General features: G+C 64.9%; 14 protein-coding genes. 5 read left to right on the top strand and 9 right to left on the bottom strand.

What is annotated here, in order from left to right:
* Positions 1-39: 39 nt before the first annotated feature.
* The 6 genes from WHZ77_RS20710 to WHZ77_RS20685 all read right to left on the bottom strand — a co-directional run bounded on the left by WHZ77_RS20710 (position 40) and on the right by WHZ77_RS20685 (position 4,849).
* Positions 40-972, bottom strand: a complete 933-nt coding sequence (locus tag WHZ77_RS20710; RefSeq protein WP_375309631.1) for a lipid A biosynthesis lauroyl acyltransferase — start codon at positions 970-972, stop codon at positions 40-42.
* A gap of 11 nt (positions 973-983) precedes the next feature.
* Positions 984-2,261, bottom strand: coding sequence for a beta-ketoacyl-ACP synthase (locus WHZ77_RS20705; protein WP_375309630.1), 1,278 nt, complete (start codon positions 2,259-2,261; stop codon positions 984-986).
* Between the two features lie 49 nt (positions 2,262-2,310).
* Entirely contained in the window at positions 2,311-3,519 is a 1,209-nt protein-coding gene (locus WHZ77_RS20700) for a beta-ketoacyl-ACP synthase (protein WP_375309629.1), read from the bottom strand.
* Positions 3,516-3,986, bottom strand: coding sequence for a 3-hydroxyacyl-ACP dehydratase FabZ family protein (locus WHZ77_RS20695; RefSeq protein ID WP_375309628.1), 471 nt, complete (start codon positions 3,984-3,986; stop codon positions 3,516-3,518). The genes WHZ77_RS20700 and WHZ77_RS20695 overlap by 4 nt, the downstream gene beginning before the upstream one ends.
* A 10-nt stretch (positions 3,987-3,996) precedes the next feature.
* Positions 3,997-4,284, bottom strand: coding sequence for an acyl carrier protein (locus tag WHZ77_RS20690; protein WP_007592476.1), 288 nt, complete (start codon positions 4,282-4,284; stop codon positions 3,997-3,999).
* Positions 4,285-4,507: 223 nt separating this feature from the next.
* On the bottom strand, positions 4,508-4,849 hold the full coding sequence (locus WHZ77_RS20685) for a hypothetical protein (protein WP_375309627.1): 342 nt from the start codon (positions 4,847-4,849) through the stop codon (positions 4,508-4,510).
* A gap of 336 nt (positions 4,850-5,185) precedes the next feature.
* Here WHZ77_RS20685 and WHZ77_RS20680 point away from each other — a divergent pair, with 336 nt between their 5' ends.
* Positions 5,186-5,812 carry a ParB-like protein gene (locus tag WHZ77_RS20680; protein WP_375309626.1) on the top strand — a complete coding sequence of 209 codons (627 nt, stop codon included), beginning with the start codon at positions 5,186-5,188 and terminating at the stop codon, positions 5,810-5,812.
* 151 nt (positions 5,813-5,963) lie between these two features.
* Positions 5,964-6,107 carry a hypothetical protein gene (locus WHZ77_RS20675; RefSeq protein ID WP_375309625.1) on the top strand — a complete coding sequence of 48 codons (144 nt, stop codon included), beginning with the start codon at positions 5,964-5,966 and terminating at the stop codon, positions 6,105-6,107.
* A 34-nt stretch (positions 6,108-6,141) separates the two neighbouring features.
* Here the strand turns inward: WHZ77_RS20675 and WHZ77_RS20670 are convergent, their stop codons facing one another.
* A complete protein-coding gene (locus tag WHZ77_RS20670; protein WP_375309624.1) occupies positions 6,142-6,342 on the bottom strand; it encodes a hypothetical protein in 201 nt (66 codons plus the stop codon).
* Positions 6,343-6,503: 161 nt separating this feature from the next.
* On the opposite strand from WHZ77_RS20670, the gene WHZ77_RS20665 reads away from it, so the two are divergent.
* The 3 genes from WHZ77_RS20665 (at position 6,504) to WHZ77_RS20655 (ending at position 10,148) form a co-directional block, all read left to right on the top strand.
* Positions 6,504-7,235 (top strand): Crp/Fnr family transcriptional regulator, encoded by a 732-nt coding sequence (locus WHZ77_RS20665; RefSeq protein ID WP_375314773.1) that lies wholly within the window; start codon positions 6,504-6,506, stop codon positions 7,233-7,235.
* Between the two features lie 196 nt (positions 7,236-7,431).
* The gene (locus tag WHZ77_RS20660) at positions 7,432-7,599 is read left to right on the top strand and encodes a hypothetical protein (protein ID WP_375309623.1); all 168 of its coding nucleotides are present in this window, start codon (positions 7,432-7,434) and stop codon (positions 7,597-7,599) included.
* Positions 7,596-10,148, top strand: coding sequence for an HAD-IC family P-type ATPase (locus tag WHZ77_RS20655; protein WP_375309622.1), 2,553 nt, complete (start codon positions 7,596-7,598; stop codon positions 10,146-10,148). Before WHZ77_RS20660 ends, WHZ77_RS20655 begins: the two co-directional genes overlap by 4 nt.
* A gap of 35 nt (positions 10,149-10,183) precedes the next feature.
* Here the strand turns inward: WHZ77_RS20655 and WHZ77_RS20650 are convergent, their stop codons facing one another.
* Positions 10,184-10,765: a peroxidase-related enzyme gene (locus WHZ77_RS20650; protein WP_375309621.1), complete on the bottom strand. Its 582-nt coding sequence runs from the start codon at positions 10,763-10,765 to the stop codon at positions 10,184-10,186.
* Between the two features lie 213 nt (positions 10,766-10,978).
* Positions 10,979-12,718: an ATP-binding protein gene (locus WHZ77_RS20645; protein ID WP_375309620.1), complete on the bottom strand. Its 1,740-nt coding sequence runs from the start codon at positions 12,716-12,718 to the stop codon at positions 10,979-10,981.
* Between the last annotated feature and the right edge of the window lie 151 nt (positions 12,719-12,869).

Raw genomic sequence — 12,869 nt, 5'->3', positions numbered from 1 at the left:
GGACTGCTTCGTCGCTTCGCTCGCAATGACGGAGCAAAATCACCGCCACCTGCGATGCAGCCACAGCCACTGCTCGGGATATTCGCGCACCCAGCTCTCCACCACGCTCGTGACCGCCTGGGTCGTGCCCTGGATGTCGATCTTGCCGTCGGCATCACGCACCGGCGGAATCTCCTCGGTCAGTTCGGCGCGGAAGCGGTTGCCGGGCAGGCGGATGATGCGGACGCCATGGATGGGGCATTCGACCTGGCGGAGCAGGCGCGCCAGCATCGGGTTGGCGCGGGTCTTGCGGCCGAAGAAGGTGACCTCGACGCCGCCGGTCAGGTACTGGTCGATCAGCATGGCGACGTGCTTGCCGTCCTTGAGCGCCTGCGCGAGGCGCAACGGCGCGTCGCGGCCCGCCGGGATCAGCGTGCCCATGTTGACCTGGCGCATCTCTTGGATGATGCGGTCGGCCGAGGCGATGTTCGGCCGGCGGTAGAGGATCGCGGTGTCGAGTCCATGTGCGACGGCGGCGAGCGCCGGCAGCTCCCAATTGGAAAGGTGGGCCGCGAAGATCAGCGCCGGCTTGCCGTCGTCGCGGATGCGGTCGAACAGCTCGATGCTGCGCTGGGGCAGTTCGATCCGGCTGTTTTCCGGATGGTCGCGATCGTAGTCCCAGACGTGGTCCATGTGCGCAAACTCGCCGCCGACGCGGCCGAGATTGTCCCACACGCCCATCAGGATCCGTTCGATCTCTTCCGGGGACTTCTCGGGAAACGCGGCGGTGAGGTTGGCGCGGCCGATGCGGTGCTCGCGCAGGCGCGGGCCGATCATCTTGGTCACGCGCGCGAAAAAGTCCGAGGTCTTGACCGGATCGAAATAGCGCGTGGTGCGCAGCATGCCGACGGTGGCGGCGCCGATCAGGCCCCCGCTGATCGACTTGGCTGCATTCCGCGCGCGAATCTTCGTGCTGATAGGAATCAGCGCCATGCCGCGTCCGGTCAGACCGGTTCGCGGGTCAGGATCAGCGAGGCGTTCTGGCCGCCGAAGCCGAACGAGTTCGACATCACCGCGGTGACGCGGGCATCGCGCGCCTTGTTGCCGACGACGTCGAACAGGATCGCGGGATCCGGCGTCTCGTAGTTGATCGTCGGCGGGATGCGTTGATGCTCAAGCGTCATCAGCGAGAAGATCGCCTCGACCGCGCCGGCGGCCGAGATGGTGTGCCCGACCATCGACTTGTTGGAGGTGACCGGGATCTTCGAGATGAGATCGCCGAACACGGCAGATGTCGTGTTGTACTCCATTTTGTCGTTCTCGGGCGTGGAGGTGCCGTGCGCGTTGATGTGGTCGATCTGGTCCGGCGTCATGCCGGCATCGGCCAGCGTCTTGTTCATGCAGCCGATGATCGGTTTGCCATCGGGCGACGAGCGGGTGCGATGGAAGGAATCGGTCAGCTCGCCGCAGCCGGCGATCACGCCGAGGATCTTGGCGCCGCGCGCGGTCGCGGCCTCGTAGCTTTCCAGCACGAGGGCGCCAGCGCCCTCGGCCATGACGAAGCCGTCCCGATTCTTGGAGAAGGGGCGGGAGGCTGCCTGCGGCGGATCGTTCTGGGTCGACAGCGCCGAGAGCAGCGAGAAGCGCACGAGCGCTTCCGGGTTCACGGTGCCGTCGGTCGCGACGCACAGCGCGGCATTGGTCTCGCCGCGGCGGATCGCCTCGACGCCGAGCTGGATCGAGGTCGCGCCCGAGGCGCAGGCTGTCGACAGCGAGATCGGCGAACCCTTGGTGCCGAAGGTCTCGGCGAGGTGTGCCGCGACCGAGCCGAACATGAATCGGTGGTGATAGGCGGCGTACTTGCCGCCGCCGGAAATGCGCAGCAAATCGTCATAGGTGAAATCGGGCGAGCCGACGGCGCGGCCGAGTTCGCGGCGCTGCGGCCATTCGACTTCGACCGGCGCAACCGCAAGGAAGAGGGGACCCGGGAAATCGGCCTTGGCGCCGATGCCGGCCTGCTCCAGCGCTTCCTCCGTCACGAGTTCAGCCATCCGTTCGGACAGGCCGGTGGAGGAGAACGGATCGACGCTGACGAAGTCCACGGTGCCGGCCATCGTCGTCTTCAGCCCGTCGACCGGAAACCGCGTGATGGTGCGAATGCCGGATTCGCCGGCGACGAGCTTCGCCCAATTGTCGGCCTTGCCGGCGCCGAGCGAGGTCATAATGCCCATGCCGGTGACGACGACGACGGGGCGCCCGAGTTTGTCGCGTGGTGCAGTCATGTCGATCCCCCGATAGAGCTAGAGCGTCACCAGCCGAAGCGCGATGCGCTTAGCTGACCGCCTCGACCAGCGCCATGCCTTCGCCGCGCCAGTGTCCGGCCCCCACCACCACAATCTGGGTGGGGGCCCCCTGCATTTCAATCTCGGTCCCGGTCGAATCGTTCGGCGGGAACAGTGCGCCGCGCGAGATCGACAGGGCGGCGAGCGCAAGCCCGAGCGGGAATTGCGTTTCCATGGTGTGGCCGAACATCGTGCCGGTCGAGCGCACCGGGAATTCTGCATGGCCCTTCAGGAAGCCGCGCTCTTCCGATGTCGCCGGCTCCGCGCCGGTCGCTCCGGTGATGATCGCGCCCTTGCCCTCGCGCCTGGGCAGTTTGTCCCAAAGCTTCTCCAGCGTTGCCGCCATGTCGCCGGGCTGCTTGCGCCGGGCGAGGTCGGCGACGACGCTGGACAGCTTTGCGAACGGCTTGGCGCCGCGCGCCTCGGCGTGTGCTTTCGATTCCAGCACCAGGAAGGCGCCGGCCGAGCCGAGGGCGAAGCCGGCGTGGTCCTTGCGCGCCCATACCGGCGCAAACTCGTTCTTCAAATTGAAGTCGCCGAATTCGTAGAGGACCATCAGGTCCTTGCGCTCGCCGTTATGCGAGCCGCCGATCAGCGCGATGTCGCTCTCGCCCGAGGCGATGCGCGAGAGCGCGATGCGGGCGGCATCGGCGCCCGCGACTTCTTCGCCCATGAAGGTGCGCGAGGTGCCGCCGAGACCATGCACGATGGCGATGTTGCCGGCGAGGAGGTTGGAGAGCTGGGCCAAAAACAGCGTCGGCCTGAGATCGCTCATCAGCCGCTCGTTCAGGAAGCCGGGCGCGTTCGCACCCTTGGCCTCGGCCGTGAGCACGCCGGTGTCGACGTTGAGATCGCGCTCGCCGCCGCCGGCGGCGACCACCATGTCGATCTTCGACAGGATGTCCTTGTTGCCCTTGATCCCGGCGGAGTCGAGCGCGAGGCCGGCGGCATAGGTGCCGATGCGCTGCCAGGCTTCCATCTGGCGCTGGTCGCCCTTCTTCGGGATCTGGCTGTCGAAGCTGACAGGCATCAGGGGATGCACGATGTAGGGTGCAAACCCCTTCTCGTCGACATTGATGCGCTTCTCCTGGAGCGCGGTCCAGTTGGCGTCCAGGCCCTCGCCGAGCGAGGTGGCAAGTCCAATACCGGTGATCCAGACTTCGGTCTGGCCGGGCTTCGAAACGGAGGTGTCAGTCATGACGATACGGCCTGCTGCGGAAAGCCGACTCGCTTGGCGACCGCGTCCATGTATCCGCGCATATCCGCATTGGGGAAGGGGATAAGCGTGAAGGTGAGTGTCGAATTCGCGCGCAGCTTACCGTCGACCCTGATCTTGGCCTCGGTCATGGCGTAGCCCGAGCCCTCATGGGCGAGGCTCGCCTCGATGCTCATGAGATCGCCGGGGAATACCGAGCCACGCACCTTGGCCTCCTTTACGGCGGCAAGGATCGGCATCCGCTCGAACTTCAAGACTCCGAGCAGCAGAAAGCCCGATGCCTGCGCCATCGATTCGATCAGGAGCACGCCGGGCATCAAGGGATAGCCGGGGAAGTGTCCCTCGAAGACGGTGCTTTCCTTCGGGACCTGGGCTTCGACGACGATCGTCTTCTCGTCGACCTTGAGGTCGACGATGCGATCGATCATGTGGAAATATTCGAGTTGCATGACCGCCCGATCAGGCGCTCGCGCCCTTGGCGGCAACCAGTTCGTCGATGCGCGCGCACAGGTTCTTCAGCACAAAATACTGCTCGGTGGTCGCCTTGCCGTCGTTGACTTCCTGGGTCCATTTTTCCAGCGGCAGCTTGATGCCGAACTGCTTGTCGATCGCGAACGCGATGTCCAGGAAATCGAGGCTGTCGATGCCGAGGTCATCGATGGCGTGGCTATCCGGCGTGATCGTGTCGCGGGGGATGTCGCAGGTTTCAGCGATGATCGTAGCGACCTGATCGAATGTGGATGACATCACTAAGCCTTTGATATATTGCGGATATTGTCAGATGTTCCAGAGTGGCATGGTGGGTGGGCATCGCGCCCCTGATGACGCCCTCAAACCCCCCTCTGGCCGGGTTGAGTGCCCGTATAACGGAGCGACGCCCTGAGTTCAATGGAGCCGGACAGGGGCGGGGACAGGGCTGGGGATGCCCGCCGGCACCCTTTCGGCTCAAGGGGCAGTTGGCAGGCCGTGCCTAGATCTGCGGCGTGACGATCTTCGCGCAGTCCCGGCGGCCCATCAGCACGCAATCCTGGGTCCGCCTGAGGTCGGCGATGCTGACCGCGAGCCAGATTCCGACCGCGGTCAGTGCGATGGTGAAGGCGAGTGCGGCGATATTCGCAAGCATGCGGTGGCGGAAATCGTCCGGCTCGGGGCGAGGCTGCTCGTAGCGCGACAGGTCGAGCGGTTCGGGGGCGACGCGGAGCGGCTGCACGGTACCGCTGCCCCGGTGGGTGGCCGGGGAAGGCAAGGTGCGCGGCCTGAACTGGAGCACCCGGTGCTCGTCATCCGAGCTTATGGGCCGCTGGGTTTTCATGGTGCAGGGATCACTCCGAAGCAGCGATTTTTAGATAGCATACGGGACGAACGCGTTGCAGAAAATCTTCTCAACGCGCACGTGCATTGCGCCTTTGCACTATCCTTCATGGGATGTCTTGGGGCGTAGCGAACGATCGTGGCGGCGGGCGTCATCCTGGTGTCCGGCACGTGCGGGTTGCGCTGCAGCAACAGTCCGAAGCACACGCCGTCCCGCCCGTGAGCATCGGCTTGTGATCTCCGTGCCGGGGCCGAACGCATTTTGTCGCCGCCGGGCCCATGGCATAGTCGGGAAACCTGGACCACCGGCTGCAATTCTGTGAGGGGCCCTTCGACCATGACCAGCAACGCGCGCGAGCCGAGAGTGCATCCGGTGCCGATCCTGTCGTTGCGGCCGACGCAGATGACGGTCGGCATGCGCGAGGTCAAGGAGAAGCGCAAGCGCTGGCGCGAGCACGGCAAGAAGAAGCAATCCGAGCTGCTCGGCACCCACATGATTCCCGTCGTCTGCGGGCCGGACCAGCGCTATTACGTGATCGACCATCATCATCTTGGCCGCGCCCTGCACGACGAGGGCATCAAGGAGGTGCTGGTGACCGTGGTCGGCGATCTCAGGATGGTTGAGCGCGAGGCCTTCTGGGGCGTGATGGACAACAAGCGCTGGGTCTATCCCTACGACGCCAAGGGCGAGCGGCGGCCGTTCCGCGATCTGCCGAAATCGGTCGTCGATCTCAAGGACGACCCCTTCCGCAGCCTCGCCGGCGAGCTGCGTCGCATGGGCGGTTTCGCCAAGGACACCACGCCGTTCTCCGAATTCCTGTGGGCCGATTATCTGCGCCGGAAACTGTTGCGCAAGGAGGTGGACGCCAATTTCGACAAGGCGCTCGAGAAGGCCTTGTCCGCAGCCAAGAGCAAGGATGCGATCTACCTGCCCGGCTGGTGCGGCCCGGCGTCGGACGATTAGGCGGGGGCGCTCACATCAGGACGGCAGGCGGCCCGCAAACCGAGCCTGATCACAGCCTCTTGAGCAACATCATTATCGGCGCTCATGAAACCGTCCTGAAACAGAGCGGGCCCATCTGTGTGGAGTAGTCGAGCTCACACAGGAGGCCAAAATGCGCCGTCTGGTTTTCGTCATTGCCTTGCTCGCGGTCGCTTCAGCAGGGATATCGGCATCGTTTGCCGCGGTTCACCACGCCAAGACATTGACGTTTTCCGAGCGCTTCGCGCCGGCGCTCGAGTTGATGGCGAAGCGCTAGCGGCATAGCGCCTTACGACCGCAGGCAACACGGATCATTTCGGTGGTTGGCCAGGCGAGGACAGCAGGCGCTCCATTTCCACTGCGGCATCGCCATCGCGGGCCTTCTGCAGCAGGGTGTGGCGCTCGGCACCGGCCGGCAGGTTTTTGGCGGCGGCGCGGGCCTCTTGCGTGAACTTGTTCAGGCGTTCCTGAAGGGACAGGGCAGGTCGTGTGCGGTTGCGCTTCTTTGTCATGGCTTGGCCTTTCCGGCGCGAAGCCAACCATGCGGATGCGAGTGGCGTCCTTAACTTTTGTTGGAACCGGCGGCGCGGATCGCGGGTTTTCATTGCAGCGGAGCCCCGGCGCCGCGAACTGCAATACGGGTTCCCATTCACGCCAACCGGAGCTCCATCGCGTGTCCAGCGATACGATCCGCGCTGCGCTTGTCAGGCGTTTGCGCATCTCCTCCGCGATCGCGGAGGAGGACATCAAGGAGATCGAGGCCCTTCCAATCTCGGTACGGCAGTATCCGGCGGAAACGCCGGTGGTACGCGACGGCGAGCGGGCGACGGACTGCTGCCTGATCGCCGAGGGCTTCTGCGTGCGCTCCAAGACGATCGCGAGCGGCAAGCGGCAGATCCTCTCGATCGACATCCCAGGCGAGATACCGGATCTGATGAGCCTGTTCCTGCATGTGATGGACCATGATTTGTCGACATTGACGCCGTCGACGCTCGGCTTCATCAGCCACGAGACGCTGCAAAAGCTGCATCGCCGCCGGCCGAATGTCGCGGAAATGTTCTGGCGGGATACGTTGATTGACGCCGCGATGTTCCGCGAATGGATCGTCAATGTCGGCCAGCGCGCCGCGCCCGCGCGGCTTGCCCACGTCATGATCGAACTTCGCGAGCGACTGAGAATCATCGGGCGCGTGGATGGTAATGATTTCGAGATGCCGCTGACCCAGGAGCAGATCGGCGAAGCTCTGGGGATCACCGCTGTTCACGCCAACCGCGTCATCAAGCAATTGCGCCAGGAGGGCATCGTCGAGCTGCAGCGAGGCCGGGTGACGGTGCTGGACGAACGGAGATTTTTGGAACTGGCGGATTTCGACGGCCGCTATCTGCACCAGTCGCCAACGCTTTGAGGGCGCAAGATGCCGCGATTCGAATTTTGACATTCGGCGGTGGGAGTGCCGAACCTGCGGCCGACGGCGCAGTCCGGCTTGACGTATCGCAAAATCGACACTGGTGCTGGCCGCTAAGGTCCGCAGGCATGATGCCGAACAGCGTTTGATGTCGAAGCGCCAGGTGGGTACATTATGCCGACCTGGAGACGTAACGATGAGTCTGATTTTTCGCCTTCTGTTTGTCCTCGCCGGCGCCGTCACCGCGCTGTTCGTCGCGCGGGATGCGCTGAACTTCACCATCATCCAGACCTTCGTCGCCATCCTGCTCGTGACCTCGGTCCTGCTTGCCGGGAGCCTCTGGAGCCTGCGGCGGAAAACGTGAGCGGCACGGAGAGCGGAAGCCCGGCCGGACTGAGCGAGACCGAGGCTCGGGCGCGGCTCGCGGACGACGGTTACAACGAATTGCCTCGACCCGACCGGCGCAGCCCCATGCGCATCGTGCTCGAGGTGCTGCGCGAACCGATGCTGGCGCTGCTCCTCGGCGGCGGATTGGTCTACCTCGCGATCGGCGATCTCAGGGAAGCCATCATCCTGCTGACATTCGGTGCAATGTCCATCGTGATCACGGTGGTGCAGGAGACCCGGACCGAGCGCGTGCTGGAGGCCTTGCGGGACCTGACAAGCCCGCGCGCGCTCGTCATACGGGACGGCGCGCGCCGCCGGATTCCGGGGCGCGAGGTCGTCCACGGCGATCTCGTCGTTCTCGGCGAAGGTGACCGGATTCCCGCCGACGCCAGACTGGTGGACGCGCGCGATCTGCAAATTGACGAGTCCCTGCTGACCGGAGAGTCGGTGCCCGTTCGCAAGCAGGTCGCGGACAAGGCGGCATCAGTCGATCACCGGCCCGGCGGCGAGGATCAGCCCTTCGTGTATTCCGGTTCGATGGTGGTGCGTGGTGAGGGGCTGGCGCGGGTCGGGGCCACCGGCCCCCGTAGCGAGATCGGGAAGATCGGGCTGTCGCTGCGCGGTCTGCAGGCGGAGCCGCCGCGGCTCCAGCAACAGACGGCGCGGCTGGTGCGGCTCTGCTTTCTCGGCGGCGCAGTGATCAGCTTGGCTGCCGTCGCGCTTTACGGCACCCTGCGCGGGGATTGGTTGCAAGCGCTGCTCGCAGGCATCGCAATCGGCATGTCCATGCTACCGGAAGAGTTCAGCGTCGTGCTGACGGTGTTCATGGCGATGGGGGCATGGCGAATCTCGCAGGCCCGCGTCCTGACGCGCCGGGCCGCCGCCATCGAGGTCCTCGGTTCTGCGACCGTGCTGTGCACCGACAAGACCGGGACGCTGACGCAGAACCAGATGTCCGTCGCTGAGCTGCGGCTGCTCAATGGGGCATCGATGCGTCCGGCGACGGCCGGACAAGATCATGCCGGGCCCGAATTCGTCGAGCTGGCGCGCTGCGGCGCCCTGGCGAGCTCGCCGGAGCCGTTCGATCCGATGGAGAAGGCCCTGCACGCCTTCGCGCGGGATGCCTTGCGGGAGAGCGATGCGCTGGGCGGTCCCCGGACCCTGGTGCGGACCTACGGTCTGCGTCCCGAGTTGCTGGCCATGTCTCAGGTCTGGCGCACCCCCGGTGGAGCCGACCTCGTCATCTGTGCCAAGGGCGCGCCCGAGGCGATTGCACGCCTGTGCCGGCTGAGCGACGCCGACCAGGGGGCAGTGAGAGATGCGGTTGGAGCGATGGCCAGGGATGGGCTGCGCGTGTTGGGAGTGGCCGCAGCAGCGGGAAATGACACGCAGCTTCCATCGTCCCAGACGGATTTCGCCTATCGCTTCGTCGGCTTGGTCGGGCTGGCCGATCCGCTCCGTCCAGAGGTCCCTGAGGCGGTTCGCGAATGTCGCGCGGCGGGGATCCGCGTCGTCATGATCACGGGCGACTATCCGGCAACGGCTGTTGCCATCGCAAACCAGGCCGGACTCGACGCCCGCGACGTCGTGACCGGCGACCAGCTCCAGCTGGCGGACGATCCGGAGCTCGCCGACCGTGTCAGGCATGCGAATGTATTCGCGAGGGTCTTGCCGGAACAGAAATTGCGCATCGTCCAGGCGATGAAGCGCAACGGCGAGATCGTCGCGATGACCGGCGACGGCGTCAACGACGCTCCGTCGCTCAAGGCCGCCCATATCGGTATCGCGATGGGAGGGCGCGGGACCGACGTCGCCCGCGAGGCATCGGCGATCGTTCTGCTCGATGACGATTTCGGCTCGATCGTAGCGGCCATTCGCCTGGGCCGGCGCATCTACGACAATCTGCGAAAGGCGATGGCCTTCATCTTCGCCGTCCATGTCCCGATCGCGGGACTTGCGCTGTTGCCTCTGGTGTTCGGGTTGCCGTTGATCTTCAGTCCGGTGCACATCGCGTTTCTGGAGCTGATCATCGACCCCGTGTGCGCGCTCGTGTTCGAGGCGGAGCGGGACGAACACGATGCGATGACGCGTCCGCCGCGGCGGGCCGATTCCGAATTGTTCTCGTGGCCCTTGATCGGCTGGAGCGTGCTTCAGGGCGCCCTGGCATTTACCGCGACCGCCGCCATATTCGTCGGTGCGCTTCGCTCCGGCCTCGCGTCCGACGAGGCGAGGGCGCTCGCGTTTGTCTCCCTCGTCGTCTGTATCTTGGCCCTGGTCCTGGTCAACCGGTCCTTCAGCGCGTCGCTCGTGTCCGCATTCTTCCGTCCGAATCCTGCTTTGGCGTGGATCTTCGTGGCGGTCGCGCTCGTTCTCGCCACGGCGCTGCTGTGGCCCCCGGCGTCCAGCCTGTTCCGCTTCGGTCCCTTGCACGTCGACGATCTGATGATCACGCTCGGCGCGGGATTGCTGGTGCTGACGGTGCTCGAGCTGCTGAAGCCGCTGTGGGGACAGCGGCTCCGATTCTAGTCTAGCATATCGGCTGATTGAATCCTGCTTCTCAGCTATTTCTTGGGCAGGCGTCCCATCAGATAGAACTCGTCATTCGGGCGCATCCCGGTGAAGTTTGCCAGCCGGTTCGACAGCGCGAAGAAGGCGGAGATCGCGGCGATGTCCCAGATGTCGTCGTCGCTGAAGCCGTAGGGTGCGAGCGCGGCGAAATCCTCATCGGAGATCCGCTGTGCATCGACCGAAACCTTCATCGCGAAGTCCAGCATCGCCTTCTGCCGTGGCGTGATGTCGGCCTTGCGGTAGTTCACCGCGACCTGGTCGGCGATCAGCGGATTCTTGGCGCGGATGCGCAGGATCGCGCCGTGCGCGATCACGCAATATTGGCACTGGTTGGCGGCCGAAGTCGCCACCACGATCATCTCGCGCTCGGCCTTGGTGAGGCCCCCGTCCTTCTCCATCAGCGCGTCGTGATAGGCAAAGAAGGCGCGAAATTCGTCGGGCCGATAGGCCAGCGTCAGGAACACGTTCGGCACGAAGCCGCTCTTGTCCTGTACGGCGAGCAGGCGCTTGCGGATGTCGTCGGGAAGCTTGTCGAGGGCGGGTGCGGGGAAGCGTGGAGCTGTGGGCTTTGTCATGTGCATGGTTCCGGCTTGGGGCCGGCAACCATAGTCGATGCGGACGGCCTGCTCAACGCGCGGCTCCCGTGCCTCGGACGCAGCGCAACGCCTCTTCAGCGGTGCGCTGCAGAGCCGGGGCCCATGTTTCCGAGAGTGTGGTGCGTGTGGGATGGGTCCCGGCTCTGCGCAGCAGCGTTGCACGCTGCGGCGCGTCCGGGACACGAGAGGAATCTACCGCAGCGGCTTCTTCAGGAGCGAGAAGCGGTCCGGATCGAGCCCCATAGACGGTTGCAGCATCGGTGCTTCGGCGGGGGCGAGCGTCTTGGCCGGCGGAGCAGAGAACACCGGGTCGTTCGGCACGTCGCGCTGCGAAGTGGCGCCGCGCCAGCGCTCGAGCACCGCACCGACGAAATGCATGTCGTGCCCCGAGGTGACGGACGGCACGCTGCTGATGGTGGCTTCGCCGCGCGGCAATTGATGCGGCGGCACCTCCTTGAAGCGAAGGCGCGTCGGCAGCGCGACGCCTTCGCCAAACGCCAGCACCTCGCGGGTGCCGAGCGAGGGCACGAAGGACAGCAGATTCGCGGCCGCGTCCGACACCGCGGCACGCAGCAGCGCCTGGTCGCGCTCGTTGGCAAGACGCATCGTGAACAGCGTGTTGCACTGGGAGATGATGGTGGCGTCGAGCTCGGCAGGGCGCTGGGTGATGAGGCCGAGATAGACGCCGTATTTGCGGCCTTCCTTGGCGATGCGCGAGACCGCCTTGCGGGTCGGCCCGAAGCCGACATTGCGGTCGGCGGAGGCGTAGCGGTGGGCTTCCTCACAGACGAACAGCATCGGCGAGACGCCGTCGCTCCACAGGCCGAAATCGAAGGCCATGCGGCACAGCACCGAGACGACGGAATCGATGACCTCGGCGGGAAAGCCGGCGAGCTGCATCACCGTCATCGGCTTGCCGTTGGCGGGCAGACGGAACAGATGGCTGATCACCTCGGCCATGGTGTCGCCGCCGACATTGGCGTTGTCGAACATGAAGGCGTAGCGCGGGTCGTTGCGCACCGCCTCGATGCGCGAGATCAGCTTGTGATAGATGATGCGCGACGAGCGATTTTCGAGCTTGCCCATGCGCTCGTCGATCAGCGAAATCAAATCGACCAGCCGGTACGGCACCGGCGTGTCGACGGTGAAGCCGACCTGCTTGGGATCGATGCGCTTCAGGCCGAGGCGGTCGGTGTTCTGGTACTGGGTGTAGATCCCCTTGGCGATCGGGATCACTTCGGCGAGGACGTCGAGCTCCTCCGGCACGCCGGCGCGGCCGCCAAACAGGACGTCGACGATTTCCTCGAAATTGAACAGCCAGAACGGCAGCTTCAGGTTCCGCGGGTTGAGCACCAGCGCGCGGTCGCCGAAGCAGCGGCCATATTCGTTGTGCACGTCGAGCAGGAAGATGCGCAGATTCGGACGCGCCTTGAGGATCTCGTTGAGCAGCAGCGACACGCCGGTGGATTTGCCGACGCCGGTCGATCCGAGCACCGCAAAATGCTTGGACAGCATTTCCTCGACGTCGACATAAGCGACGACGGAGCGGTCCTGCTGGAGGAAGCCGACGTTGATCTGGTCCGACCCGGTCGGCGCGTAGATCGTGCGCAGCTCCTGGCTGGTGATCAGGTCGACGGAATCCCCGATGGTCGGATAGTTGGTGACACCGCGCTGAAACTTGGCCTTGTCGGCGGCATTGTGGATTTCGCCGAGCAGGTCGACGGAGGCGATGGCAATGTAGTCGTCGCTGCTCGACAGATTCTCGCAGGACACCTCGGTGATCATGGCGACGATGACCGAGCTGGCGCAGCGGATGCTGACGAAGCGGCCGACGGTGGCCCGGACCTCAGAGACCGGCAACTGGCTTTCCGCCAGAAGTCCGACCCGGGCGAGCGACCCGCGAACCGAAATCACGCGTCCAAAGGATGTCACGATGAATGAACCTGGAATGAGCGAGGAGTTTGACCCCGACTATGAGAGGCGGGGCTGCACAAACGGTTAAGCAGCAGGTGCAGGCGTTTTCTTAAATCTGCGACAATTCGGCCATGAGATTTGTTCCGAATGTATGCTTGCTCCCGGAATC

It is taken from the genome of Bradyrhizobium sp. A5, assembly GCF_042076515.1.
Classification (GTDB): domain Bacteria; phylum Pseudomonadota; class Alphaproteobacteria; order Rhizobiales; family Xanthobacteraceae; genus Bradyrhizobium; species Bradyrhizobium cosmicum.
This window is presented reverse-complemented; position numbering and strand designations above follow the sequence as displayed.